This window comes from Cellulomonas sp. P5_C5 (genome assembly GCF_054049655.1).
In genome coordinates this window covers 158695-179829 of the sequence record NZ_JBFULY010000005.1, presented here as the reverse complement: position 1 = coordinate 179829, position 21135 = coordinate 158695, and the positions used below count along the sequence as shown (strand labels likewise).

The following is a 21135-nucleotide window of genomic DNA, read 5'->3' as shown; positions in this document are numbered from 1 at the left end:
GCCGACCCTACAAGCGCAGTCCGTTCGAACGTCGCCCGAGCAGCGCCAGGCCCACCCCGACGGCCGCGACGACGACCCCGACCACCGCCAGGACGCCCGCCGACGAGGGCGGGATGCCGAGGTGCACGGTGATCCCCAGGATCCGCGACAACCCCCAGGGCAGCAGCGCCATCTGGTCGTTCCAGATGGTCAGCGCCTTCTCGAGCCCGATGGCCGCGACACCGCCGGCCACGACCGCGAGCGCGGTCCCGCCCGCCGCGAGCGTCACGCCGAGCGAGCCGGTGCCGCCGAGGCCGTACGCACGCCGGAGCACCAGCCCGACGACGACGAACAGCCAGCAGAACGCCGCGAACGCCACGGTGACGTAGGCGGTGCGTGCCGTGGGGTCGGTCCAGAAGCCGAACCAGTAGTGCCCGGGTCCGCGGACCACGAGCGCGACGAGCAGGATGACCGTGCGCAGCAGCACGACGCCGCCCAGGGCCGCCCACAGGGGGAACGGGTCGCGGCCGCGCACCACCCAGCGCAGCACGACGGCGAGCACCAGCCAGGCGCCGAGCGTCGCGACGAGGTGCGCCGGGGCTGCGAACCAGGTGAGCACGCAGCGGCTTGCCACCAGGACGACCGCGGGCAGCGCCCAGACGACGACCCGGTCGGTCCGCGTCGTCGGGGCAGTGACCTCGCCGAGCCGCCAGGGACGGGTGGCCGCGAGGGCCAGTGCCCGGAGCGCCACCGCGCCGGGGAACCGCAGCGACGTGAACCCGAGCACGAGGACGACCGCGACCGCGAGGAGCAGCACGCGCGCGAGCCACGCCATCGCGGGGTCCCGGTCGGCGCGGTCGCTGCCGAGGTCGGCGGCGGTGAAGCTGTACGCGGGCAGGTCCAGGTCGCCCGCGTACCGCTCGACGTGCGCCGTGCGTGCCGCGCGGTACTCGTGCTCGGCGGTCCGCCACTGGTCGTGCGCGGTCGCGCTGCCCGTGTCGAGCCACTCCGCGTGCCGCAAGACCGTCGCCCGGTAGGCGGCGAGCGTGCCCAGCAGGTCCGTCTCGTAGTCGAGCGCGTCGACGAACGACTGGTACAGCTCGGGGGAGTGCCAGGAGCCGGGAGACGTCGACGCGACCTGCTCCCGCATCCCTGCGGACACCTCCGCCGCCCCTGCGCCGTCCGCGATGGCCTCGTCGAGGGAGCCGCGGCTGACCTCGTAGATGCTGTCCAGCGCGGCCGAGTCGCCGGTGACGATGTCCCACTCGAAGATCCACATCATGGGCGGCGGCTCGAGGCCCAGCGCCTTGACGGACTGCTCCGCGAACGGCTGGATGTACAGCCCGCGCGTGATCGCCTCGCGCGACCGTGCGAGCGCCTCGGTGATCGCGGTGGCGGTGCCGGGGTCGTCCGAGAGGGTCTGCCGCACCCAGTCGCCGGTCACCTGCGACGGCTCGGCTTCCGGGTCCCACGCGAGCCGCGCCGTCCCGTAGGTGTTCAGGTCGTACAGCTGCCAGAACCCCGTCCGCAGGTACAGCGACATGGGCCCCGCACGCAGCGGACCGCCGTCCTGCGTCCAGTTCCACACGCCCTCCACGTGCGGGTTCGCCGCGAGGAACCGCCGCAGGGCCTGGGCCTCGTCGGCCACCAGGTCGTTGGGCAGGGCGCCGAAGCCCTCGAACTCGCGCCGGGCCTGGAACTCGACGATGCGGCGGTGCGCGCCGACGTCGAGCGTCGGGTTGAGGGGCAGGTGGCTGTAGAAGTCGCCGCTCGTGTACTTGGTGGACACGATCAGGTGCGGGTCGTCGATCCCGCCCAGCACGGCCTCGTAGGACTCCGGGTTGGTGTGCAGGTCACCGACCGCCCCCACGCCCACGGTCCAGGTGCGGAAGATGATCTCGCGGTCGTGCGCGCCCGCGGTCTCCAGCAGCGCACGCAGCATGGCCTGCACCGAGCTCTGCGACGTGACCGCCAGCTTCGAGGAGTAGTCCCAGCCGGCCTGGTAGACCGCGCCGCCCTCACCGACGCGGATCATCAGCCCGTCGACGAACGGCATGCTCTCGAACAGCTCGGCCAGGCCCGCCTGGTACACGGACCACAGCGCCGGGTCGTCGACGTCGAGCCCGCCGACCGTCCGCTCCAGGTACGCCTCCAGCGGCGGGGACACCGCGAGCATGTCGGTCAGCAGGTAGACGTGCATCCCGAGCTCCTGCGCGTACGCGAAGACCGGACCGAACGCCTCGACCATCGCCTCCGCCCGGGCCACGTGCGGGTCGCCCTCGGGGTACACCTCGTGCCCGTCGCCGACACCGCTGAACGTCACGTACTCGAGGAACCCGGGCACGACGACGCCGTTGTACCCCTGCCGCAGCGCGTGCTGCACCAGCTCACGGAACTGCCCGTCGATCTCGTCGACGACGTCCTGGTCGACCCACGGCGCCTCCGGCAGCACCGCACCGGCGACGACGTCCGTGTTCAGGGAGTAGTCGTCGCCGTCGGCGAACGCGGCCGGGTCGGCCTCGCGGCCCACCGAGCCGGAGTCGACGAGCCGCAGGCCGAGCCGGGGCTCGACGGTCGCACCGTCCGCCGGAACGGCGGCACCGGAGCGGATCCGGTCCGCCAGCGCGTACAGCCCCGCGGCCGCGCCGGCCGGTTCCGACGCCTCCAGCACGAGCCCGCCGTCCGTCCGCAGGCGGTACGCCTCGGCCGAGCCGGCGAAGGTCGGCACCAGGCTGACCGTCAGGTCCGCGTCGCCCGTCCCGACCCCGACGGTCGGCGCCGGCAGCCCGCGCGCGGTCAGGGCGTCGCCCACGGCCGCGGCAGCGAGCCCCACCTGCTCTCCGGCAGGGACGTCGATCGTGGCGATCGCCGGGGCGGGCACCACCGGGTCGAGGGCGACGGCCGACCGCGCGGCCGGCGGGGTGTCCGCCGGCTCGTAGCTCAGCCCGAGGGCCTCGCCGACGCCCACGGCGACGGCGGCGCCGAGCGCGAGGACGACGAGGGCCGCGACGAGGGACGGCCAGGCACGGGAGCGGGACACCGGCGCAGTGTAGGAACGCTTCCTGAGTCCTTGTGGCCGCGGTCACAACCGCCGCAGGAGCAACCGGACGGAACGGACTGCCACCGTCACCCGATCGGCCCAGCGGCGTCTCGACGGGGGAGTCCGCATGGTGAGCAGTCCGGGCGAGGCATTGACCGAGGTCGGAGCGGCACCTCCGGTGCGCCGGATTCCTGCAGGTCGCGAGGCGGGTGGACCGGTCAGGCCCCGGCGGTGGGGTCCTGGATCACGGCGGTGAACAGCGGCGAGCCGGTGGCCGTGTCGGTCAGGAGCAGGAGGAACGGCCGGTCCAGGACGACCGCGACCGGCGGCGGCCACGGCGCCGAGACGGGCACGGCGACGATGGCCGTGGCGGCGGCCGCCTCGGTGCCCTGCTCGTCGACGTCCAGAGTGGTCTTCTGCACGACGGCGTCGATGGCGAGGTTCGGCCCGAGGCGTCGGAAGTCGCCCGTCAGGGGCAGACCGAGGGCTTCCAGCGTGTCCCGCAGGTCGTGGCTCTGCGCCACGTGCAGGCGGGGAAGCACCACGTCAGCCGTCTCGGCCTCGGCGTCGGCGAGTGCGTCGAGCGTGCCGGTCGTCACCCCGCACGGGTCCACGTCCTGCGGGGGCAGCACCGCCGTGGCCTGGAGCGTCCCGTCCCGGTAGGGCAGGTCGACGGCCAGCCAGCCGTCCGCGGCGCGAGCGGTGCCGTCGGCGCCGTGCATCATGTCGACGTCGCGCTCCCCGGCGGGAGTCGTGAAGGGCTCACGTTCCGTGGAGACGAACGGGCTGCGCCACGAGGCGTCGAGGTGCAGCGCGTTGGTCAGCACCGCGTAGGTGTCCTCGGGCACCGGCTCGTCGAGGAGCGTGGGGATGAGCCCCGCGGTGTCCTCGCTGGTCTGCTCGTTGATCCGGACGGTCGAGCCGACGGGGTCGTCGCCGAAGTCCAGCGTCTCGACGCTCGCCTCGTAAGCGGTCGCGAGGTCGTCCAGGTACTCCGGCGCCGGGGTGGCGTAGGTGGAGGGCCAGAGCCGGTTGCTCATCCGCAGCGAGTCGGGCGCGTCCTCGGCCGTCAGGTCGGTGCCCGCCGGCGCCGCGAGGCCGGCCAGCGCCCGGGTGTGCTGCTGGACGGCAGCGGTCACGTCCGGGGACCACGCCGGCAGGTGCAGCAGGTCCGCGATCCGGGTGGCCGTCCCGCCACCGGCGGACGCGTAGAGCAGCCCGAGCGCCTCGGCGGCCGAGGTCGGGGAGAGCACGACGTTGTCCTGCGGGCTCTGCGCGCAGACCGCGTGCAGCAGGTCGATGCCGAACGCGGTCTGCGCCGCGGCGACGTCCCGCGCGGTGAGCGTTCCGAGCTCGACCGTCCGCACGTCACCGCGGTGCACGGCGGGCGGTCCGGCGGGACCGGTGGGACCCGTCGCGCAGCCGGTCAGGGCCAGGAGCGCGCCGGTGGCCAGCAGGACCGTGGCGGGGCGACGTCGGATCATGACGGACTCCTTCACGGCGGCGGACCGCGGGCGCGACCGGTCTCGACAGGTATGTGTCGTCGGGCCCGCCGCCCTTGCGCCGCTCAGGCCAGACCGTCGAGGTACCGCAGGATCAGCCCCTCGCGTAGCGCCCACGGCGACACCTCGAGCTCCGCGAGCCCGAACGTGCGCATGGTCTCCGCCAGCACGATGCCGCCCGCGACGATCTGGAACGTCCGGTCGGCGGTGATGCCGGGCAGGGCGGGGCGCGCGTCGGCGGGGATGCGCGCGAGCCGCGGCACCCAGTCCTCCAGCTCGGTGCGCCGCAGCAGCCGGCGGTCCTGCGGGCCGACGCCGTCCGCGCGCGACCCCGCCAGCCGGGCGAGCGAGCGGATCGTCTTGGACGACCCGACGACGTGCGCGGGGTCGGGTCGGTCGGCGAACCGCGACCGGGCCTCGCGCAGCTGCTCGCGCGCGTGCTGCCGGAGCGCCGCGACCTGCTCGGCGGTGGGCGGGTCGTCGTGCAGGAAGCTCACCGTCGAGCGCCCGGCGCCCAGAGGGAGCGAGACGGCCACGTCGGGGTACTCGCTGCCGCCCGCGGCGAGCTCGAGCGAGCCCCCGCCGATGTCGACGAGCAGGATCTCGCCGGCCGACCAGCCGAACCAGCGCCGGACCGCGAGGAAGGTCAGGCGTGCCTCGTCGTCCCCGGTGAGGACCTGCAGGCGGACCCCGGTGGTCGACTCGACGAGGGCGAGGACCTCGGGTCCGTTGGCGGCCTCGCGCACGGCGGAGGTCGCGAAGGGGAGCAGCTCGTCGATCTCGGCGGCCGCACCGGCGGCGACGGCGGCGGCCACCGCGGTGACGATGGCGTCCACCCCCTCGTCGCTGATGGCGCCCGACGGTGTCAGGTACCGCATGAGCCGCAGCACGGACCGGTCCGAGGACTGGGCGACGGGCGGCCCGCCGCGGTGGGCGTCCACGACGAGCAGGTGGACGGTGTTCGATCCGACGTCCAGCACCCCGAGTCGCATGCTCCGCACGGTACGGCCTCCCGAGATTCACCGGCTGGTCATCGGGACGTGTCCGGGATGCCTGGCGGGTGTCGCCGGGCGGGAGTTCCCTGGGATGCATGAGACGCACCGCAGCACTCTCTGTCCTCGCGGCGGCCGTGACCGTCGCGCTGCTCGCTCCGATCCCGGCGACGGCGGGTGACCGCGAGCGCGCCCCGCAGCACGTCGTCCAGCCCACTCTCGTCGCCCGCGCGACGCTGTCCGCGGACTTCGTCGCTCCCGGGCCGCCGTCGGGTGCACTGGCGACGCCCGCCAACGGACGCCAGGGCCCGTTCCCCGGGCAGGTGATCCCGGGCTTCTCCGGCATGGTCGACGCCGGGGACGGCACGTTCTGGGCGCTCCCCGACAACGGCTTCGGCACGAAGGCGAACTCCGCCGACTTCCTCCTGCGCCTGTACCGCGTGACGCCCGACTGGCAGACGGCCCGCGGCGGAGCCGGTGCGCTCGGCATCGGGGAGTTCCTCTCCCTGAGCGACCCCGACCACCGGATCGACTTCCCGATCGTCAACGAGACCACGGCGGACCGCCTGCTGACGGGTGCGGACTTCGACGTCGAGTCGGTGGTCCGCGCGAAGGACGGCAGCTTCTGGATCGGCGAGGAGTTCGGCCCCTTCCTCCTGCACGTCGACGGGACCGGGAAGCTGCTCGCGGCGCCGGTGCCGTTCGTCGGCGGGAAGTCCCCGCAGAACCCGTCCCTGCAACCGGGCGAGACCCCGAACGTGCGGGCGAGCCGCGGGTTCGAGGCGATGGCGGGGTCGCGCGACGGGCGGTTCCTCTACCCGATCACCGAGGGCGCGTTCGTCGACGACCCCGACCAGCGCCGCCGGACCGTCTACGAGTTCGACACCACCGCCGGGGCCTACACGGGCCGCACCTGGGCGTACCAGACGCACCAGGACGCGAACGTGATCGGCGACGCGTTCCTGACCGGCAAGGGCGAGCTGCTCGTCATCGAGCGGGACGACTTCCAGGGCCCCGCGTCGGTCATGAAGCGCGTCTACCGGGTCGACCTCGACCGGACCGACGCCGACGGCTACCTGACGAAGACGCTGGTCCTCGACGCCCTGAAGATCGCCAACCCCGACCACCTCGGCTCCGGCGACGGCTACGGCACGGACGACCCGTTCGCCCTGCCGGTGCAGTCGTTCGAGACGGTGGTGCAGCTGCGCGACGGCCGGCTGCTGCTGGCCAACGACAACAACTACCCGGGCAACGCGGCGCGCATCGCGGGCACGCCGGACGACACGGAGGTGCTCCTCGTCGACCTGCGCCGGGTGCGCGCACCGCGGGCCGGGGACGTGACCGTCGTCGGGCACCGCGGCGCCAGCGGCTACCGCCCGGAGCACACGCTCGCGTCCTACGAGACGGCGATCCTGCAGTGCGCCGACTACATCGAGCCCGACCTGGTCCCCACCAAGGACGGCGTCCTCGTCGCCCGGCACGAGAACGAGATCGGCGGGACCACGAACGTCGCCGACCGCCCCGAGTTCGCCGACCGCCGCGCGACGAAGGTCATCGACGGGCGCTCGGTCACCGGCTGGTTCACGGAGGACTTCACGCTCGCCGAGCTCAAGACGCTGCGCGCCAAGGAGCGGCTGCCCGCCGTCCGGCCGGCGAACACCGCGTTCGACGGGCTCTACGAGGTGCCGACGTTCGACGAGGTGCTCGACCTCGCGCGTCACTCGGTCACGTGCGACGGCAGGCCCGTCGGCGTCTACCCCGAGACCAAGCACCCGACGTACTTCGACTCGATCGGGCTGTCGCCCGAGGAGCCGCTGCTGGCCCAGCTCGCGGCGAACGGGCTCGACGACCGCCACGCGCCGGTGATCATCCAGAGCTTCGAGACGACCAACCTGCGCCAGCTGGACCGCGTGACGGACGTGGACCTGGCCCAGCTGGTCGACTGCTCGGGGGCGCCCTACGACCTGGTGGCCGCCGGCGACCCGCGCACGTACAAGGACCTGGTGACGCGGGAGGGCCTCCGGCAGGTGGCCCGGTACGCGGACGGCGTGGGTCTGTGCAAGGACGTGATGATCCCGCGGGACCCGGACGGGACGCTCGGCGCGCCCACCTCGGTGATCCGGGACGCCCACAGGGCCGGTCTCGAGGTCCACGGGTGGACGTTCCGGCGGGAGAACCAGTTCCTGCCGGCAGAGTTCCGCAGCAGCGCGGACCCGAACGCGGTCGGCGACCTGGCCGGGGAGATCCGGGTGTTCGTCGACGCGGGCATGGACGGCCTGTTCAGCGACAACCCGGACGTCGCTGCGGCGACCGTGGGCTGACGCGACGAGCGACGAGGCCGGCCGCCCGGGACAGGGCGGCCGGCCTCGTCAGCCGTCCTCGCCGCCGGTGACCTGCTGGCCGACGGCCAGCGCCATCGCCTCCAGGTCGTGCCGGGCCCGACGGTGCGCGGCCGACGCGTGCGCGGTCGACCGCACGCCGTGCGGTTCCTCGAGAGCCTCGGCAGTGAGCAGCACCAGCGTGCGCTCGGCGCCCATCGGGACGAGGTGCGCCGCGATGCGGAAGTCCAGCTGCTCCCAGCGCCCGGACCCGCCGGCTGCCTCGCCCGCGGTCGCGGAGTCGAGGGCGACGTCGGTGTGCCCGAAGTGCCAGACGGTGGCGCCGTCCACCTCGGTGGCTCCCGCCGCAGCGCTCAGCGCGCGCCAGGCGGCGTCCTTCGCCACGGGCAGCTCGATGCTCGCGGACGTCTCCTTCGGGATCATCGGACCGCCTTCGCGCATCGGGCACCTGTCCCGCCATCATCGGCCGCGGGCCCGGCACTTCTCTACCGCCGCCGCCCCAACGGTTGGTCAAGCCCGGGCGAAGAGGGCGGGTGAAAGGCCACGCGCGTATCGACTCGTCGCGTCGGCGAAACCCGGCGGAAACGACTCAGGTGGCACCCTGGGAGCCGCTCCCGAGGCCCCGGTTCGAGCAAGCTCCCGGGCCTCGGGCGCTCGCAGGCGCCCGAGGCCTTGGCCCGGCTCCGGTCAGGCCTTCCAGACCTGGACGACGCTCGGCCGCGGGCCGCCCCACCTGCCGCCGGTGAGCGTGCCCGGCGCCGCGTAGTCGGGGAAGTACGAGTGCTGCTGGGCCCAGGTCCCGTTCTCGCCGGGGTGCTGCACGGCGACGTAGACCATCCCGTCGTCGTCGCGGACCACCGGCCCGCACGTCTCCGACTCCGCGGGGACCGAGAGGAACTGCTGGACCCGGCCGCGCTCGGGACCCTCGAGCGGCACCTTGAACAGGCCGTCGCAGTAGCCGATGACGCTCGGGGCCCCGTCGGTGGCGAGCCACATGTTCCCGGCCGAGTCGAACGTGACGTTGTCCGGGCAGGAGACGGGGGAGACCTTGTCGGCGGGGAAGCCCGCGAAGTAGGTCGCGGTGTTCGTCGCCGGGTCCCCGCACACCAGGAGGATGCTCCAGCCGAACGTGGTCGCCGCGGCGTCGTCGCCCGCCTCGGTGATCTCGACGACGTGACCGTCGCGGTTCCCGCTGCGCGGGTTCGGCTCGGTCGCGCCCTCCTTGCCGGCCTTGCCACGGTCGGTGTTGTTGGTGCACACGACGTACACGCGACCCGACGTGGGGTGGGGCTCGACGTCCTCGCAGCGGTCCATCTTCGTGGCGCCGACGGTGTCCGCGGCCAGCCGCGTGCTCACCAGGACCTGCTCGGTGGTGAACCCCGGGACGTGGCTGACCCCGTCGATCACCAGCGGCACCCACTCGCCGGTGCCGTCGAACGCCCCGTCCGACGGGAGCGCCCCCGTCCCGGTGATCTCCTCGACCGGCGAGTCCCCGGAGAACCGGGCGACGTACAGGCTGCCGGCCGTGAGCAGCGTCTTGTTGTGCCGGCGGGCACGCAGGCTGGCGCCCGGCTTGTAGGTGTCCGTCGAGACGAACTTGTACAGGTAGTCGAACCGCTCGTCGTCGCCCATGTACGCCACGGCGCGGCCGCCTCGGCTGATCCGGACGTTGGCGCCCTCGTGCTTGAACCGGCCGAGCGCCGTGTGCTTCACGGGCGGGGTGTGCGGGTCGAGCGGGTCCACCTCGACGATCCAGCCGAACCGGTTCGGCTCGTTCTCGTACCCGGGCGTCCGCGCGTCGAACCGGGGGTCGACCGACTCCCAGCCCCGGACGGTCGCCTTGTCCGCGAGGCCGTAGCGCAGGTCGGCGGCGCTGGTGCCGGCGGTCCGGAAGTAGCCGTTGAAGTTCTCCTCGCCCGACAGCACCGTCCCCCACGGGGTCGTCCCGCCCGCGCAGTTGCCCAGGGTGCCCCGCGCGGTCGTGCCCGTCGGGTCCTCCACGGTCCGCAGCAGCGCCGACCCGGCGGCGGGCCCGCTGAACGTGAACGGGGTGTTGCCGGTGATCCGCCGGTTCAGCGGAGCGCCCACCGCGTACGTCCACGGCCTGCCCTTGCGGGTCCGGTACAGCTGCACGACCGCCATGCCGTGCGCGGCGATCGCGACGCGACGCTGCTCGTCGAGCTGCTCGGGCGTGGTGGCCGGCGGGAACATGATGTTCTCGTTGGTGTACTCCTGGTTGGCGACGAGCACGGCGCCCAGGCCCAGCGGCCCCTCGATGATGTCCAGGTAGTCGTTGTTGTAGCCGAACTGGCGCTCCTGCAGCGCCGCGGTCTGCGCGGTCGGGTCGAACACGTCGCGCTTCGAGAACAGCGGGTCGCCCCAGCGGATGATCGGTGACCACGTGTAGCCGTCCGGCACGACGAACGCGTCGACCGACGCGCTCACCGGTGCGATCGGCGTGAAGGGGAGCTTGCCCTTCACCGGTCGCCCCCACGCGGCGGCGGGCTGCGCGTCGCCGACGGCCGAGCCGATGACGATCGCTCCGCCCGCGGCGACGGCACCCCAGAGCACCGACCGGCGCGTCAGGCTCGCGCTCGCGATGTCCCGGAAGTACGCGTTGTCGCTCGTGTTCGGCACCGGGTGGAAGCACGCGTCGGCGCACTTCAGGTGGCAGGTGACCGGGGACCGCTTGCCTGCGGTGTGGCCGGCCATGGGCAGCAGGAGCCGCCGGGACGCGCCGCGCACGGCATCCCGGTCGTCGGTGGTCGTCATGGCGTCCACCGTGCCGGTCGCCGGATGCGGCAGGACGGACACCGCGTGACGGCCGCGTGAACCCCTGCCGACGAGGTGCCGCCGCAGCGCCACCCGGCGGTCACGGACCGTTCACCCGTGCCGAGCACGATGGGCGGACAACCGTCGCGAAGGAGCCTGCCGTGCGAGTCGAACGTGGTCTGACGCCGTGGTCGTCGACCGTGGTCACCGAACCTGTGTACGTCGTCGAGTTCTGGACGAGCGGCGGCGAGAGCGAGCTGTGGCGGGTGCTCGACGCGGAGGACGTCGAGGACGTCATGGACTGGGCGCGCAGCAGGCAGATCGGCCGGGTCCTGTCGGTCAGCATCGAGCACCACGACGAGTACGGGACGTCCGTGCTGCGGCTCCTGGGGGAGTCCCGCGCGCGCCGCAGGGTCGTGCGCTCGGCGTGAGTTCCGGCGAGTCGGTGACTCGCGCGCCTGGTCACGGCACTATGGGCGCGTGGGCGACGGCGCCGACGGCTCGGGCGAGGGGGTTGCAGTGATGGTGAACAGGGTTCGGCTGGTCGGCACGCTCCTGGTGGTCCTCGGCGCGTTCTCGCTGTCCGGGTGCGCCTCTCCGACGGCGATCGAGGACTTCTCCGGGGTCCCGCTCGTCCCCGTCGCGGCCGAGGGTGCCGACGAGGGCGAGGAGGCGGAGCCGGCGCTCGAGGAGGTCGAGGTCGACGAGGGGGAGACCAGCGTGTTCTACCTCGACTACGGCGACCGCCTGGCCGTGGTGACGTGGGGGAGCTCGACCTGCCCGGTCGTCGGCTCGGACATCGAGGTCGTCGAGGACGCGAACAGCGGGAACTCCGTGCGGATCGAGACGGTGGAGATCCCCGCCGACGCCATCTGCACCTCCGACTTCGTGCCGCACACGACCATCTTCGGCACCCCGGAGAACCTGACGACGACGAAGCCGCTGAACGTCGAGATCAACGGCGAGGAGATCGTCGTCCCGGTCAAGTGAGCGGGCGGACGTACCGCAGCAGCTCCGGGTAGGGCGCGAAGGTGCTGGAGGTCCGCTGACCGGTCGGCTGCCAGCCGAGCCGCTCGTAGAACCGTCGGGCGCGCGTGTTCCCCGTGAACACCCAGAGCTGGGCGTCCTGCTCGCCCTCGGCCCGCATCCGGTCGAGGACCGCGTCGAGCGCCCGGTCGGCGACGCCCGTGCCCCAGTGCTCGACGGCGATCCCGAAGTGCAGCAGCTCGTCGCCCCGGACCGCGACGAAGCCGACGACGGCGCCGTCCACGCGCACGGTCCAGCAGTCGATCCCGCGGGTCTCGATCTCCTGGCGCCAGCGGTCGGCGACCGTGTCCCGCGGGAACGGGTACCGGTCCTGGGGGAACACGTCCACGAGCGCGCGCACGGAGCCCGGCACCTGGACGTCGAGCACCCGGCCGACGTCGGCCGCCGTCATCGCACGAAGCTCCACAGGGCGGTCATACCACCGCGCGCGCCCACAGCTGGTTGTTGCCGCCCGTGCAGTCCCAGAGGTTCAGGACGGTGCCGTTCGACGTCGACCAGCCGGGGACGTCCAGGCACCGGCCGGAGCGCCGCTCGACGATCCGCACGTACCCGCTGCCGGCGTTCTGCAGCGTGAACTGCTGGTTGGTCCCGCCGTTGCAGTCCCACTGCTGCACGTACGCGCCGTTGGCTGTCCCGGACCCGTCCAGGCACTTGCCGGAGTGGGCCGACCGCAGGCGCACGTACCCGCTGCCGACGTCCTCGACAGTCCAGCGCTGCCACGCCCCGGCGTTCCACGCGTACTGGCCCACCCGTGCGCCGTTGGAGGTGTTCGGGTTCTGCACGTCGAGCACCAGGCCGCTGTGCCGGTTGGTGATCCGCTCGCTGCCGCTGCCCGCGTAGCCGGTGTCCAGGATGACCGTGCCGTGCCGGCAGCCCGAGCAGCCGACCTGGGACAGCCCGCTCCACGAGGTCAGGTTCGCGCTGGTCGACGTCCACATGCCGCCGCTGGGGTAGCGGTCGATGTAGGCGCGGTAGGTGCCGTCGGACTGGAGCACGACGGACGGGCCCTCGTGGTACTGCTGCCAGAGGTTGCCCTGGTTGGTCCAGCTGGTGAGGTTGGTCGACGTCCAGCGCTCGATCCACTTGGTCGACTCGTTCTTCACGAACGCGTGGTACGTCGACCCGCTCTTCACGATGTAGGTGTCGATGTGGTTGGCGGGGATGCCCAGGGCGGCCGGGCTGCTCCACGACGACAGCCCGCTGTTCTGCGCCGTGTACACGTACGGCGTGAACTGGTGGTCGGACGTGCCGAGGCTGACGACGACCCGCACCGTGGAGCCGTCGACGAAGAACTCCGGTGCCCAGGTGTACGCCGTGCCGGAGATCCCGGCGTTGACGCTGGTGACGTGCGTCCAGTCCCGCAGGTTCGTGCTGCGCGCGATGTGGAAGGTCGTCGACTGCGTGGTCCACGACTGGACCGTGTACGCGATGTAGTAGGTGCCGTCGCGCTTGATGATGCTGGGGTCGCGCAGCGCGCCGGACGGTCCGCGGAAGTTGGTGTCGGCGAGCGCCGAGAAGGTGGTCGCGTCGGACGACGTGTAGACCCACAGCTCCTGGTCGGCGGCGGCGTCCCCCTTGAACGTCGTGTAGATGTACGCCGTCGCTGCCTGCGCCGGGGGAGCGGTGGCGACGGCCGCCACCGCGACGAGGGCGAGCGCGAGCGCCGCGAGGACGGCCCAGAGGCGCCGGGAGAGTGGCTGAGTCATGCGGGGACTCCTTTGTCCGCCGGGCATCGTTGGGCGCCATGTTAGCGATCACATGTCCGACGTCAACGGCGCTCTGACTGGGGGCGCGCGCAACCAGATCGGTGCAATTGACCCACGCCGGACCGTTCTGCTCCTACGCTGCGGAAATGACGACACCACCCGCGGGACCCGCACCGGCGCTGGACCGGCGCCTGGCCATCCTGCTCGCGATGGCGATGTTCGTCCTGGTCGTCGACACCTCGTTCATGAACGTCTCGATCTCGGCGGTCGTCGCCGACCTCGACACCACGGTCAGCGGGGTCCAGTCGGCGATCGCGCTCGAGGCCCTCGTGTCCGCCGCGTTCATCCTGATCGGCAGCAAGGTGGGCGACCTGGCCGGTCGCAAGCGTGCATACGTCCTCGGCCTGCTCGCGTACGCGACCGGCGCGGTCGCCATGATGCTGGCCCAGAGCCTGACCGCGGTGATCATCTTCTGGGCGATCATCGGCGGCCTCGGCGCGTCGCTCCTCCTGCCCTCGATGCAGTCGCTGATCCACGGCAACTTCAGCGGCGGCGCCCAGGTGAAGGTCTACGCGCTGGTCGGGGCGTCCGCGTCGATCGCCGCCGCCGTCGGTCCCCTGCTCGGCGGGTTCATCACGACCTACCTGTCCTGGCGCGTGGCCTTCGGGCTCGAGGCGCTGATCATCCTGGTCGTGCTCAGCGGCATCAAGCTGGTCAAGGACGTGAAGTACACGGGCGACCGCTCGATCGACGTCGTCGGCGCGGGCCTGTCCGCGCTCGCCATGGGCGGCATCGTCCTCGGGATCCTCGTGTGGCAGGAGGGTGGCGAGGCGGTCGGCGCGCTGATCGCCCTCGGTGGCATCGCGCTGGCGGCGCTCGTCTGGTGGCTCCTGCGGCGCAAGCGTCAGGGCAAGCCCGTGCTGCTCGACCCCGACCTGTTCCGGCTGCCGCTGTTCCGCGTCGGGGTGTCCCAGCAGACGCTCCAGCAGATCACGCTCGGCGCCGCCATGATCACGCTGCCGATCTTCCTGCAGATGGTGCTCGAGTACGACGCGATGTCCGCGGGCCTCTCGCTCGCGCCCCTGTCGCTCAGCATGTTCGCGATGGCCCTGCTCGCCGGGAAGCGCTCGGGACGGCGCCGACCGGCCACGATCGTCCTGGTGGGCTTCGCCCTGGTGGTCGTCGGCATCCTCGTGCTCATCCCCGTGGTCCCGCGCGCGACGTCCGGCTGGTACCTCGTGCTCCCGCTGCTCGTCGTGGGCTCCGGGCTCGGCCTGCTCGTCTCGCAGCTGAACAACTACACGCTCTCGCCGATCACGGAGGAGCGCGTGAGCGAGGCCGCCGGCGTGAACTCCGCCGCCGGCTCGTTCGGGCTGTCGTTCGGGCTCGCGTTCGCCGGTGGGGTCATGCTCGCCGCCCTCTCGCTCGGCTTCACCGCGCAGGCCGACGCGAGCACTGTCCTGTCGTCCGAGGAGCAGACCCAGGTCTCCACGGCGCTCGAGGAGGACGCCGAGCTCATGAGCAACACGGCGCTCGAGGAGACCCTCGTGGGCCAGCCGGAGGACGTGCAGGCCGAGATCCTGCGCATCAACACCGAGGTCCGGCCGCGCGCCCTGCAGATCGCGCTCCTGGTCCCGCTGCTGGCCGGCATCGTCGGTGTGGTCAACGGCTTCCGGATGAGGCGGCTGCCCGACCCGCAGCCGAACGCAGCGGTCGAAGGCGCGTCCCTCGGCGGCTAGGTCGCCTCGGTGACCGCGTCGGCCAGGAGCGCCACCGCCTCGTCCAGCCGGGCGTCGACCAGGTTCCCGTAGCCGACGACGAGCGCCGGCGCCGACGCCACGGCCCCGACCCGGTACCGGCCCGACGGCACCACGCGCACGTCCCGCCGGGTGGCCAGCCGGGCGACGTGCTGCTCGTCGACGCCGGGCGGCAGCCCCAGCACGACGTGCAGCCCCGCGGCCAGACCCGTCACGGGCAGGGCCGGCAGGTGCCGCTCGAGGGCAGCCAGCAGCGACGCCCGCCGGCGCCGGTACCGGGTGCGGGCCGACCGCAGGTGCCGGTCGTAGGCGCCGCCGGACAGCAGCGCGGCGCAGGCGAGCTGGTGCAGCGACGGCGGGGCGCTCGCGTCCACGTCCAGGCCGGCGCGCGCGGCGGGGACGTCGTCGGGAGGGACGAGCCACCCCACGCCGAAGCCCGGCGCCAGCGTCTTGCTCAGGGAGCCCAGCAGGGCGACGCGGTCGGGTGCGAGCGCGCGCAGGGCCGCCACCGGCCGGCGGTCGTACCGGAACTCGGCGTCGTAGTCGTCCTCGACCAGCACGCCGTCCACGGCGCGGGCCCAGCGGACGAGCACCTCGCGCCGGGCGGGCGCGAGGGCGGCACCGACGGGGAACTGGTGCGAGGGGGTGACCAGGGCGGCGCGCGCACCTGAGCGCTCGGCGGCTGCCATCAGCGCGTCGACGTCCACCCCCTCGTCGTCGACGGGTACCGGCACCGGTCGCAGGCCGGCGGCCGCGGCGACGTCGCGCAGGCGCGGCCAGCTCGGGTCCTCGACGAGCACGGAGGTGTGGCCCGCGGCGCGCAGCGAGCGGGCGAGACGCGTCATCCCGTCCGCCGCACCGTGGGTCACGACGAGCGCGTCGGCGTCGACGAGCACCGCGCGCGTCACGGCGAGCCGGTCGGCGAGCGCCTGCCGCAGCGCAGGGACGCCGCGAGGGTCGGGCGCGACGAGGTCGCCGGGCGTGGCAGACCCGACGGCCGTGCGGACGGCCGCGACCCAGGCGGCGCGCGGCAGGTGGCGCAGGTCCGGCACACCCGGCCCGAGGTCGAACCGTGGCCGGGGCCGGACCGGGTGGTCGACGACGCGGGCCGCCGTCTGCGCGGGCCACGACGTCGACGCGACGCGGGTGCCCGCGCCGGTGCGGGCATCGAGCGCACCCTCGGCCACGAGGGCGCCGTACGCCTGCGTGACCACCCAGCGGGAGACGCCCAGGTCGCGGGCCAGCGCCCTGCTCGGGGGCAGCGGGTCGCCCGGGCGGAGGCGGCCCTCGCGGACGGCGGCGCGCAGCGACCGTTCGAGGGCGACGTGGGCCGGCTGGCCGCCCTCGATCGTGACGAGCGCGTCGCCGACCCAGCGATTGGTCTGGTCATCTGCCACAGGAATGGACCGTACTCCCGGTCCGCTGCGCGCCTAGCGTCGAACCTGTCACCAGATCGACGAGGAGAACACCATGCAGCAGCGCACCATCGGCTCCGGCCCCACCTCCACCGACGTCAGCGTCCTGTGCCTGGGCACCATGCGCTTCGGCACGCACACCCCGCGCGAGACGGCCTTCGACGTCCTCGACCGCTTCGTCGACGCCGGCGGCACGTTCCTCGACACCGCGAACAACTACAACGCCTGGGACGCGGGCGGCCACGGCCACGAGAGCGAGGACGTCATCGGCGCCTGGCTGGCGTCGCGCGGGCTGCGGGACCGCGTCCGCATCGCGACCAAGTGCGGGGCCGCCAAGAAGGACCCGGCGCTGCCGCTGTCGGGCACGCCGCCGACGAACTACCAGGGCCTGGCCGCCGAGACGATCCACCGCGAGGCCGCCACGAGCCTGCGTCACCTGGGCGTCGACCGGCTCGACGTCCTCTACGGGCACGTCGACGACCGCGACACGGCCCTGGAGGAGACCGTCGGCGCCTTCGGCAAGCTCGTGGCCGACGGGGTGGTGGGCGTGCCGGGGATCTCCAACGTCACCACGTGGCGCGTCGTCGAGGCGCGGGAGACCGCCGCCCGGCTGGGTGTCGAGCCGTACGGGCTCGTCCAGCAGCAGGGCGGCTACGTCTACCCGAGCCCGACGCCGTTCCGGTCCAACTGGGTGTCCGGGGACCTGCTCGACTACGCCGCGTCCACGGGGGTCGACGGACGCCCGCCGCTCGCCGTGACCGTCTACTCGCCGCTGCACCAGGGCGCGTACACGCGCGCCGACAAGTCGCTGTTCGGCGGTGCGGACCACCCGAGCAGCCGACGCCGGGTCGAGGTGCTGGGCGAGGTGGCGCGCGAGGTGGGCGCCACGGCGAACCAGGTCGCGCTCGCGTGGCTGCTCGGTGGGCCGACGCCGGTCATCCCCATCGTCGGCGCCCACACGGTCGCGCAGCTCGACGAGTCGCTGGGTGCGCTCGACCTCGTGCTCGACGACGAGCTGCGCACGCGGCTCGACGAGGCCTGACGGTCGCCCGTCAGGCGTCGGTGGCGAGGCGTCGTTCCATGAGGACGACGTCTCGCCACCGTCCTGCCAGCGGTCCGTAGGTCATGCGGCCGAGCCGCTCGCGGGTGCCGACCACGCGGAACCCGGCCGCGGTGTGCAGGGCGATGCTCGCGGAGTTCTCCGGGAAGATGCCGGACTGCACGGTCCACACACCCCCGGCCTGCGCGGAGCCGAGCAGCGCGTCGAGCAGCGCCCGGCCGACGCCGCGCCCGTGCGCCGCCGGGTCGACGTAGACGGAGTGCTCGATCACCCCGGCGTACACGCACCGGTCGGACACCGCCGACGCGGCAGCCCAGCCGAGGACCCGCCCGTCGTCGTCGAGCGCGACGAACCGGTGCTCGCGCACCTTGCCGGCGTCGAACGCGTCCCACGTCGGCGGTGCCGCCTCGAAGGTGGCGTGCCCGGTCGCGATGCCGGCGGCGTAGATGCGCTCGACGTCCGCCCAGTGCTCGGCGGCCAGCGGGGCGAGGTGCACCCCGGTCACGCGACGCTCCTGGTCAGGTGGGTACCGAGGTGGCGGGTCACCTGCTCGAGCGCGCCGGGCACGAGCGCGAAGTAGGCCCACACGCCGCGCTTGTCCCGGGTGATCAGCCCGGCGTCGGTGAGCACCTTCAGATGGTGCGACACGGTCGGCTGGCTCAGGCCGACGGGCTCGATGAGGTCGCAGACGCAGGCCTCCGCGCCGTCCTGCGCCGCGATGAGGGACAGCAGCCGCAGCCGCGCGGGGTCCGCGAGCGCCTTGAGCGTGCGGGCGAGCTGGACGGCGTCCTGCTCGCTGATCGCCGCGCTGGTGGCAGGGGTGCAGCACGCGGCGGGCGTCGAGACGGGCAGCAGGTCCAGAGGCATGTGGCAAGTATGCAGTGGAGATTGACGACTGTCGATATTGACACCCATGGATGTGTGGGTGCAGAGTCCCTCTCAACGCATCGACACACATCGATATCTGAGGAGACACCATGGACGACGTCCGCGAGCAGGTCCGTCAGCGCTACGCCCTCGCCGCAGTGCAGCCGGCGAACGAGGGGTGCTGCGGCGGGTCGTGCGGCCCCACCGACGACAGCTTCGGTCAGGCGCTCTACGACGCGACGGACGTCGCCGGCCTGCCCGTCGAGGCGGTCACGGCGTCGCTCGGCTGCGGCAACCCCCTCACGGTCGCGGAGCTCGCCGCGGGGGAGCGGGTGCTCGACCTCGGATCGGGAGGCGGCATCGACGTGCTGCTGTCGGCCCGCCGCGTGGGACCCACCGGGTTCGCGTACGGCGTCGACATGACCGACGAGATGCTCGAGCTGGCACGGGCGAACGCGGCGAAGGCGGGCGCGACGAACGTCGAGTTCCGCAAGGGCACCATCGAGGAGCTGCCGTTCGCGGACGGCTCGGTCGACGTCGTCATCTCGAACTGCGTCGTCAACCTCTCGCCCGACAAGTCCGCGGTCCTGGGCGAGGTGTTCCGGGTGCTCACCGACGGCGGCCGGGTCGGCATCTCCGACGTCGTCGCCGAGGACCACCTCACACCCGAGCAGCGCGCCGAGCGCGGCTCCTACGTCGGCTGCATCGCCGGCGCCCTGTCCCGCGCCGAGTACCTCACCGGCCTGGCCGACGCCGGGTTCGTCGACGCGGACGTCACCTTCACGCACCAGGTCGCGGACGGCATGCACGGCGCCGTCGTCCGCGCCCGCAAGCCCGGCAGTGAGGTCTGATGCACCCCGACCTGTACTACGTCGTCCACCAGCAGCGCGAGCGCGAGCTCGACACGAGGTTGCGCCGGCGGCTCGTCGCCGAGGAGCGCGCGGCCGCGAGGACCGCCCCACCTCCGCGGCTCCCGCGGCTCGTCGCCGGGCTCCGGGCCGCATGGCCCGCTCCCCGTCCGGCACCCGTGTGCTGCCCCGCCTGAGTCCCACCCCGACCGAAGGAACCGCATGACCACCCAGCATCCCGACCTGCCCGTCGTCGTGATCGGCGCCGGCCCGGTCGGTCTCGCCGCCGCCGCGCACCTGCGCGAGCGCGGTCTCGAACCCCTCGTCCTGGAACAGGGTGACACCGTCGCGGCCGCGGTCGCGTCGTGGGGCCACGTCCGCCTGTTCTCCCCGTGGCGGTACGCGATCGACGCCGCCGCCCGTCGGCTGCTCGACGCGACGGGCTGGACCGCCCCCGACCCCGACGACCTGCCCACCGGGGCCGACCTCGTCGAGCGCTACCTGTCCCCGCTGGCCACCGCGACGCCGATCGCCGCGCACATCCGGACCGGCACGCGTGTCCTCGGGGTCTCGCGGGACGGAGCCGACCGGACGCAGTCCCTCGGCCGCGAGCGCCGCCCGTACCGCGTCAGGACGCTCACGTCGGACGGCGAGGTCCGGGACGTCGTCGCGGCCGCGGTCCTGGACGCCTCCGGGACGTTCGGGCACCGCAACCCGGTCGGTTCCGGAGGGCTGCCTGCCGTCGGCGAGGCCGAGGCGCAGACCTACCTCACCGGACCGCTGCCCGACGTCCGCGGTGCCGACCGCGCCCGGTTCGCCGGCCGGCACACCCTGGTCCTCGGCATGGGCCACTCCGCCGCCACCAGCCTGCTGGCCCTCGTCGACCTCGCGCGCGACGAACCCGGGACGACCATCACCTGGGCGATCCGCGGAGGATCGGCCCGCCGGCTGTTCGGCGGGGGCGCGGACGACGAGCTGCCCGCCCGGGGTCTGCTCGGCAGCCGCCTGCGCGACGCGGTCGACGCCGGTGCGCTGACGCTCCTGACGCGGGTGTCGATCGATCGCCTCGCGCCCGGCGGCGACACCGTGCACGTCTCGGGGACCTCCCGCGACGAGCCGATCGGGCTCGACGTGGACGCGGTCGTGGACGCCACGGGCTTCCGGCCCGACCTCGACCTGCTGCGCGAGATCCGCCTCGACCTCGACCCGGTGGTCGAGGCACCGCGCCGGCTCGCGCCGCTCATCGACCCCAACCTGCACTCGTGCGGGACGGTCCCGCCGCACGGCGAGAGCGTGCTGGCCCATCCCGATGCGGGGTTCTACCTGGTCGGGATGAAGAGCTACGGCCGCGCGCCGACGTTCCTGCTCGCCACCGGCTACGAGCAGGTCCGCTCCGTCGCGGCGGCGCTCGCCGGTGACCGCACGTCCGCCGACGAGGTCCGACTCGAGCTGCCCGCGACCGGGGTCTGCTCGACGGACACCGCCGTCGGCAGCGAGGACGCGGCGTGCTGCGGCACGGCCTCCGGTCCGGTCGTCGCCTCCCTGGCAGCACCGGTGCTCGGCTTCCGGTCCGGGGTGCTGCACGGACGCAGCGGCGACCTGTGACGCCACCCGGACCGGCGGCCGCGCTGTCACCCCAGTGCGCGGGCTCGCCGGCCCCCGCCCACGACCGGTGGACGGGCCCGGCCCGACAACGTTGCGCTAAGGCATCGGGCGCCTGCGTCAAGGTTCCGTCAACACCGGCCGTCCACCCCCGGAGGCGGGCGTAGACCTGCGGGTGCGGCCCTGGTGAGAGGGCCGTCGGCAGCCCT

At 73.5% G+C, this 21135-nt stretch carries 18 protein-coding genes; 8 read left to right on the top strand and 10 right to left on the bottom strand.

Going from position 1 to position 21135, the window contains the following annotated elements; translation table 11 throughout:
* Window positions 1-7 precede the first annotated feature (7 nt).
* The 3 genes from ACXJKF_RS06905 to ACXJKF_RS06895 all read right to left on the bottom strand — a co-directional run bounded on the left by ACXJKF_RS06905 (window position 8) and on the right by ACXJKF_RS06895 (window position 5513).
* Entirely contained in the window at window positions 8-3019 is a 3012-nt protein-coding gene (locus tag ACXJKF_RS06905; protein ID WP_456786989.1) for a hypothetical protein, read from the bottom strand.
* A 218-nt stretch (window positions 3020-3237) separates the two neighbouring features.
* Complete coding sequence (locus ACXJKF_RS06900; protein WP_456786988.1) at window positions 3238-4503, bottom strand: serpin family protein; 1266 nt, start codon at window positions 4501-4503, stop codon at window positions 3238-3240.
* A gap of 83 nt (window positions 4504-4586) precedes the next feature.
* Window positions 4587-5513 (bottom strand): Ppx/GppA phosphatase family protein, encoded by a 927-nt coding sequence (locus ACXJKF_RS06895; RefSeq protein WP_456786987.1) that lies wholly within the window; start codon window positions 5511-5513, stop codon window positions 4587-4589.
* A 98-nt stretch (window positions 5514-5611) separates the two neighbouring features.
* Between ACXJKF_RS06895 and ACXJKF_RS06890 the strand changes: the two genes are divergently transcribed.
* Complete coding sequence (locus ACXJKF_RS06890) at window positions 5612-7834, top strand: esterase-like activity of phytase family protein (protein ID WP_456786986.1); 2223 nt, start codon at window positions 5612-5614, stop codon at window positions 7832-7834.
* A gap of 48 nt (window positions 7835-7882) precedes the next feature.
* Here the strand turns inward: ACXJKF_RS06890 and ACXJKF_RS06885 are convergent, their stop codons facing one another.
* Together ACXJKF_RS06885 and ACXJKF_RS06880 are read right to left on the bottom strand one after the other, a co-directional pair.
* Window positions 7883-8275 (bottom strand): hypothetical protein, encoded by a 393-nt coding sequence (locus ACXJKF_RS06885; RefSeq protein ID WP_456786985.1) that lies wholly within the window; start codon window positions 8273-8275, stop codon window positions 7883-7885.
* A gap of 264 nt (window positions 8276-8539) precedes the next feature.
* The gene (locus tag ACXJKF_RS06880; RefSeq protein ID WP_456786984.1) at window positions 8540-10624 is read right to left on the bottom strand and encodes a PhoX family protein; all 2085 of its coding nucleotides are present in this window, start codon (window positions 10622-10624) and stop codon (window positions 8540-8542) included.
* Window positions 10625-10785: 161 nt separating this feature from the next.
* Between ACXJKF_RS06880 and ACXJKF_RS06875 the strand changes: the two genes are divergently transcribed.
* On the top strand, window positions 10786-11055 hold the full coding sequence (locus tag ACXJKF_RS06875; RefSeq protein WP_456786983.1) for a hypothetical protein: 270 nt from the start codon (window positions 10786-10788) through the stop codon (window positions 11053-11055).
* Between the two features lie 49 nt (window positions 11056-11104).
* Complete coding sequence (locus tag ACXJKF_RS06870) at window positions 11105-11614, top strand: hypothetical protein (RefSeq protein WP_456786982.1); 510 nt, start codon at window positions 11105-11107, stop codon at window positions 11612-11614.
* Here ACXJKF_RS06870 and ACXJKF_RS06865 read toward each other — a convergent pair.
* Window positions 11607-12062, bottom strand: coding sequence for a GNAT family N-acetyltransferase (locus tag ACXJKF_RS06865; protein WP_456786981.1), 456 nt, complete (start codon window positions 12060-12062; stop codon window positions 11607-11609). The two genes, ACXJKF_RS06870 and ACXJKF_RS06865, sit on opposite strands and share 8 nt — an antisense overlap.
* 22 nt (window positions 12063-12084) lie before the next feature.
* Window positions 12085-13377 carry an RICIN domain-containing protein gene (locus ACXJKF_RS06860; RefSeq protein ID WP_456786980.1) on the bottom strand — a complete coding sequence of 431 codons (1293 nt, stop codon included), beginning with the start codon at window positions 13375-13377 and terminating at the stop codon, window positions 12085-12087.
* 146 nt (window positions 13378-13523) lie between these two features.
* Here ACXJKF_RS06860 and ACXJKF_RS06855 point away from each other — a divergent pair, with 146 nt between their 5' ends.
* On the top strand, window positions 13524-15116 hold the full coding sequence (locus ACXJKF_RS06855) for an MFS transporter (protein WP_456786979.1): 1593 nt from the start codon (window positions 13524-13526) through the stop codon (window positions 15114-15116).
* Here the strand turns inward: ACXJKF_RS06855 and pdxR are convergent.
* Complete coding sequence (gene pdxR / locus ACXJKF_RS06850) at window positions 15113-16531, bottom strand: MocR-like pyridoxine biosynthesis transcription factor PdxR (RefSeq protein WP_456786978.1); 1419 nt, start codon at window positions 16529-16531, stop codon at window positions 15113-15115. The two genes, ACXJKF_RS06855 and pdxR, sit on opposite strands and share 4 nt — an antisense overlap.
* Window positions 16532-16604: 73 nt before the next feature.
* On the opposite strand from pdxR, the gene ACXJKF_RS06845 reads away from it, so the two are divergent.
* Window positions 16605-17591, top strand: coding sequence for an aldo/keto reductase (locus ACXJKF_RS06845; protein WP_456786977.1), 987 nt, complete (start codon window positions 16605-16607; stop codon window positions 17589-17591).
* A 10-nt stretch (window positions 17592-17601) separates the two neighbouring features.
* On the opposite strand, the gene ACXJKF_RS06840 is transcribed toward ACXJKF_RS06845, so the two are convergent.
* Both ACXJKF_RS06840 and ACXJKF_RS06835 read right to left on the bottom strand, forming a co-directional pair.
* Window positions 17602-18105 (bottom strand): N-acetyltransferase family protein, encoded by a 504-nt coding sequence (locus ACXJKF_RS06840; RefSeq protein WP_456787035.1) that lies wholly within the window; start codon window positions 18103-18105, stop codon window positions 17602-17604.
* 5 nt (window positions 18106-18110) lie between these two features.
* Window positions 18111-18476 (bottom strand): ArsR/SmtB family transcription factor, encoded by a 366-nt coding sequence (locus tag ACXJKF_RS06835; protein WP_456786976.1) that lies wholly within the window; start codon window positions 18474-18476, stop codon window positions 18111-18113.
* 110 nt (window positions 18477-18586) lie between these two features.
* Between ACXJKF_RS06835 and arsM the strand changes: the two genes are divergently transcribed.
* From arsM to ACXJKF_RS06820, 3 genes are read left to right on the top strand one after another with little or no spacing between them, the layout of a single operon-like run.
* A complete protein-coding gene (arsM, locus tag ACXJKF_RS06830) occupies window positions 18587-19327 on the top strand; it encodes an arsenite methyltransferase (RefSeq protein ID WP_456786975.1) in 741 nt (246 codons plus the stop codon).
* The gene (locus ACXJKF_RS06825) at window positions 19327-19521 is read left to right on the top strand and encodes a hypothetical protein (protein ID WP_456786974.1); all 195 of its coding nucleotides are present in this window, start codon (window positions 19327-19329) and stop codon (window positions 19519-19521) included. The genes arsM and ACXJKF_RS06825 overlap by 1 nt, the downstream gene beginning before the upstream one ends.
* Window positions 19522-19546: 25 nt before the next feature.
* On the top strand, window positions 19547-20929 hold the full coding sequence (locus ACXJKF_RS06820) for an FAD-dependent oxidoreductase (protein ID WP_456786973.1): 1383 nt from the start codon (window positions 19547-19549) through the stop codon (window positions 20927-20929).
* Window positions 20930-21135: the final 206 nt, after the last annotated feature.

Excerpts from the sequence above, each read along its gene's own strand:
- ACXJKF_RS06900 (WP_456786988.1), bottom strand. The coding sequence starts at position 4,503 with ATGATCCGACGTCGCCCCGCCACGGTCCTGCTGGCCACCGGCGCGCTC.
- ACXJKF_RS06895 (WP_456786987.1), bottom strand. The coding sequence starts at position 5,513 with ATGCGACTCGGGGTGCTGGACGTCGGATCGAACACCGTCCACCTGCTC.
- ACXJKF_RS06890 (WP_456786986.1), top strand. The coding sequence starts at position 5,612 with ATGAGACGCACCGCAGCACTCTCTGTCCTCGCGGCGGCCGTGACCGTC.
- ACXJKF_RS06885 (WP_456786985.1), bottom strand. The coding sequence starts at position 8,275 with ATGATCCCGAAGGAGACGTCCGCGAGCATCGAGCTGCCCGTGGCGAAG.
- ACXJKF_RS06880 (WP_456786984.1), bottom strand. The coding sequence starts at position 10,624 with ATGACGACCACCGACGACCGGGATGCCGTGCGCGGCGCGTCCCGGCGG.
- ACXJKF_RS06865 (WP_456786981.1), bottom strand. The coding sequence starts at position 12,062 with ATGACGGCGGCCGACGTCGGCCGGGTGCTCGACGTCCAGGTGCCGGGC.
- ACXJKF_RS06860 (WP_456786980.1), bottom strand. The coding sequence starts at position 13,377 with ATGACTCAGCCACTCTCCCGGCGCCTCTGGGCCGTCCTCGCGGCGCTC.
- ACXJKF_RS06855 (WP_456786979.1), top strand. The coding sequence starts at position 13,524 with ATGACGACACCACCCGCGGGACCCGCACCGGCGCTGGACCGGCGCCTG.
- ACXJKF_RS06845 (WP_456786977.1), top strand. The coding sequence starts at position 16,605 with ATGCAGCAGCGCACCATCGGCTCCGGCCCCACCTCCACCGACGTCAGC.
- ACXJKF_RS06835 (WP_456786976.1), bottom strand. The coding sequence starts at position 18,476 with ATGCCTCTGGACCTGCTGCCCGTCTCGACGCCCGCCGCGTGCTGCACC.
- arsM (WP_456786975.1), top strand. The coding sequence starts at position 18,587 with ATGGACGACGTCCGCGAGCAGGTCCGTCAGCGCTACGCCCTCGCCGCA.
- ACXJKF_RS06825 (WP_456786974.1), top strand. The coding sequence starts at position 19,327 with ATGCACCCCGACCTGTACTACGTCGTCCACCAGCAGCGCGAGCGCGAG.
- ACXJKF_RS06820 (WP_456786973.1), top strand. The coding sequence starts at position 19,547 with ATGACCACCCAGCATCCCGACCTGCCCGTCGTCGTGATCGGCGCCGGC.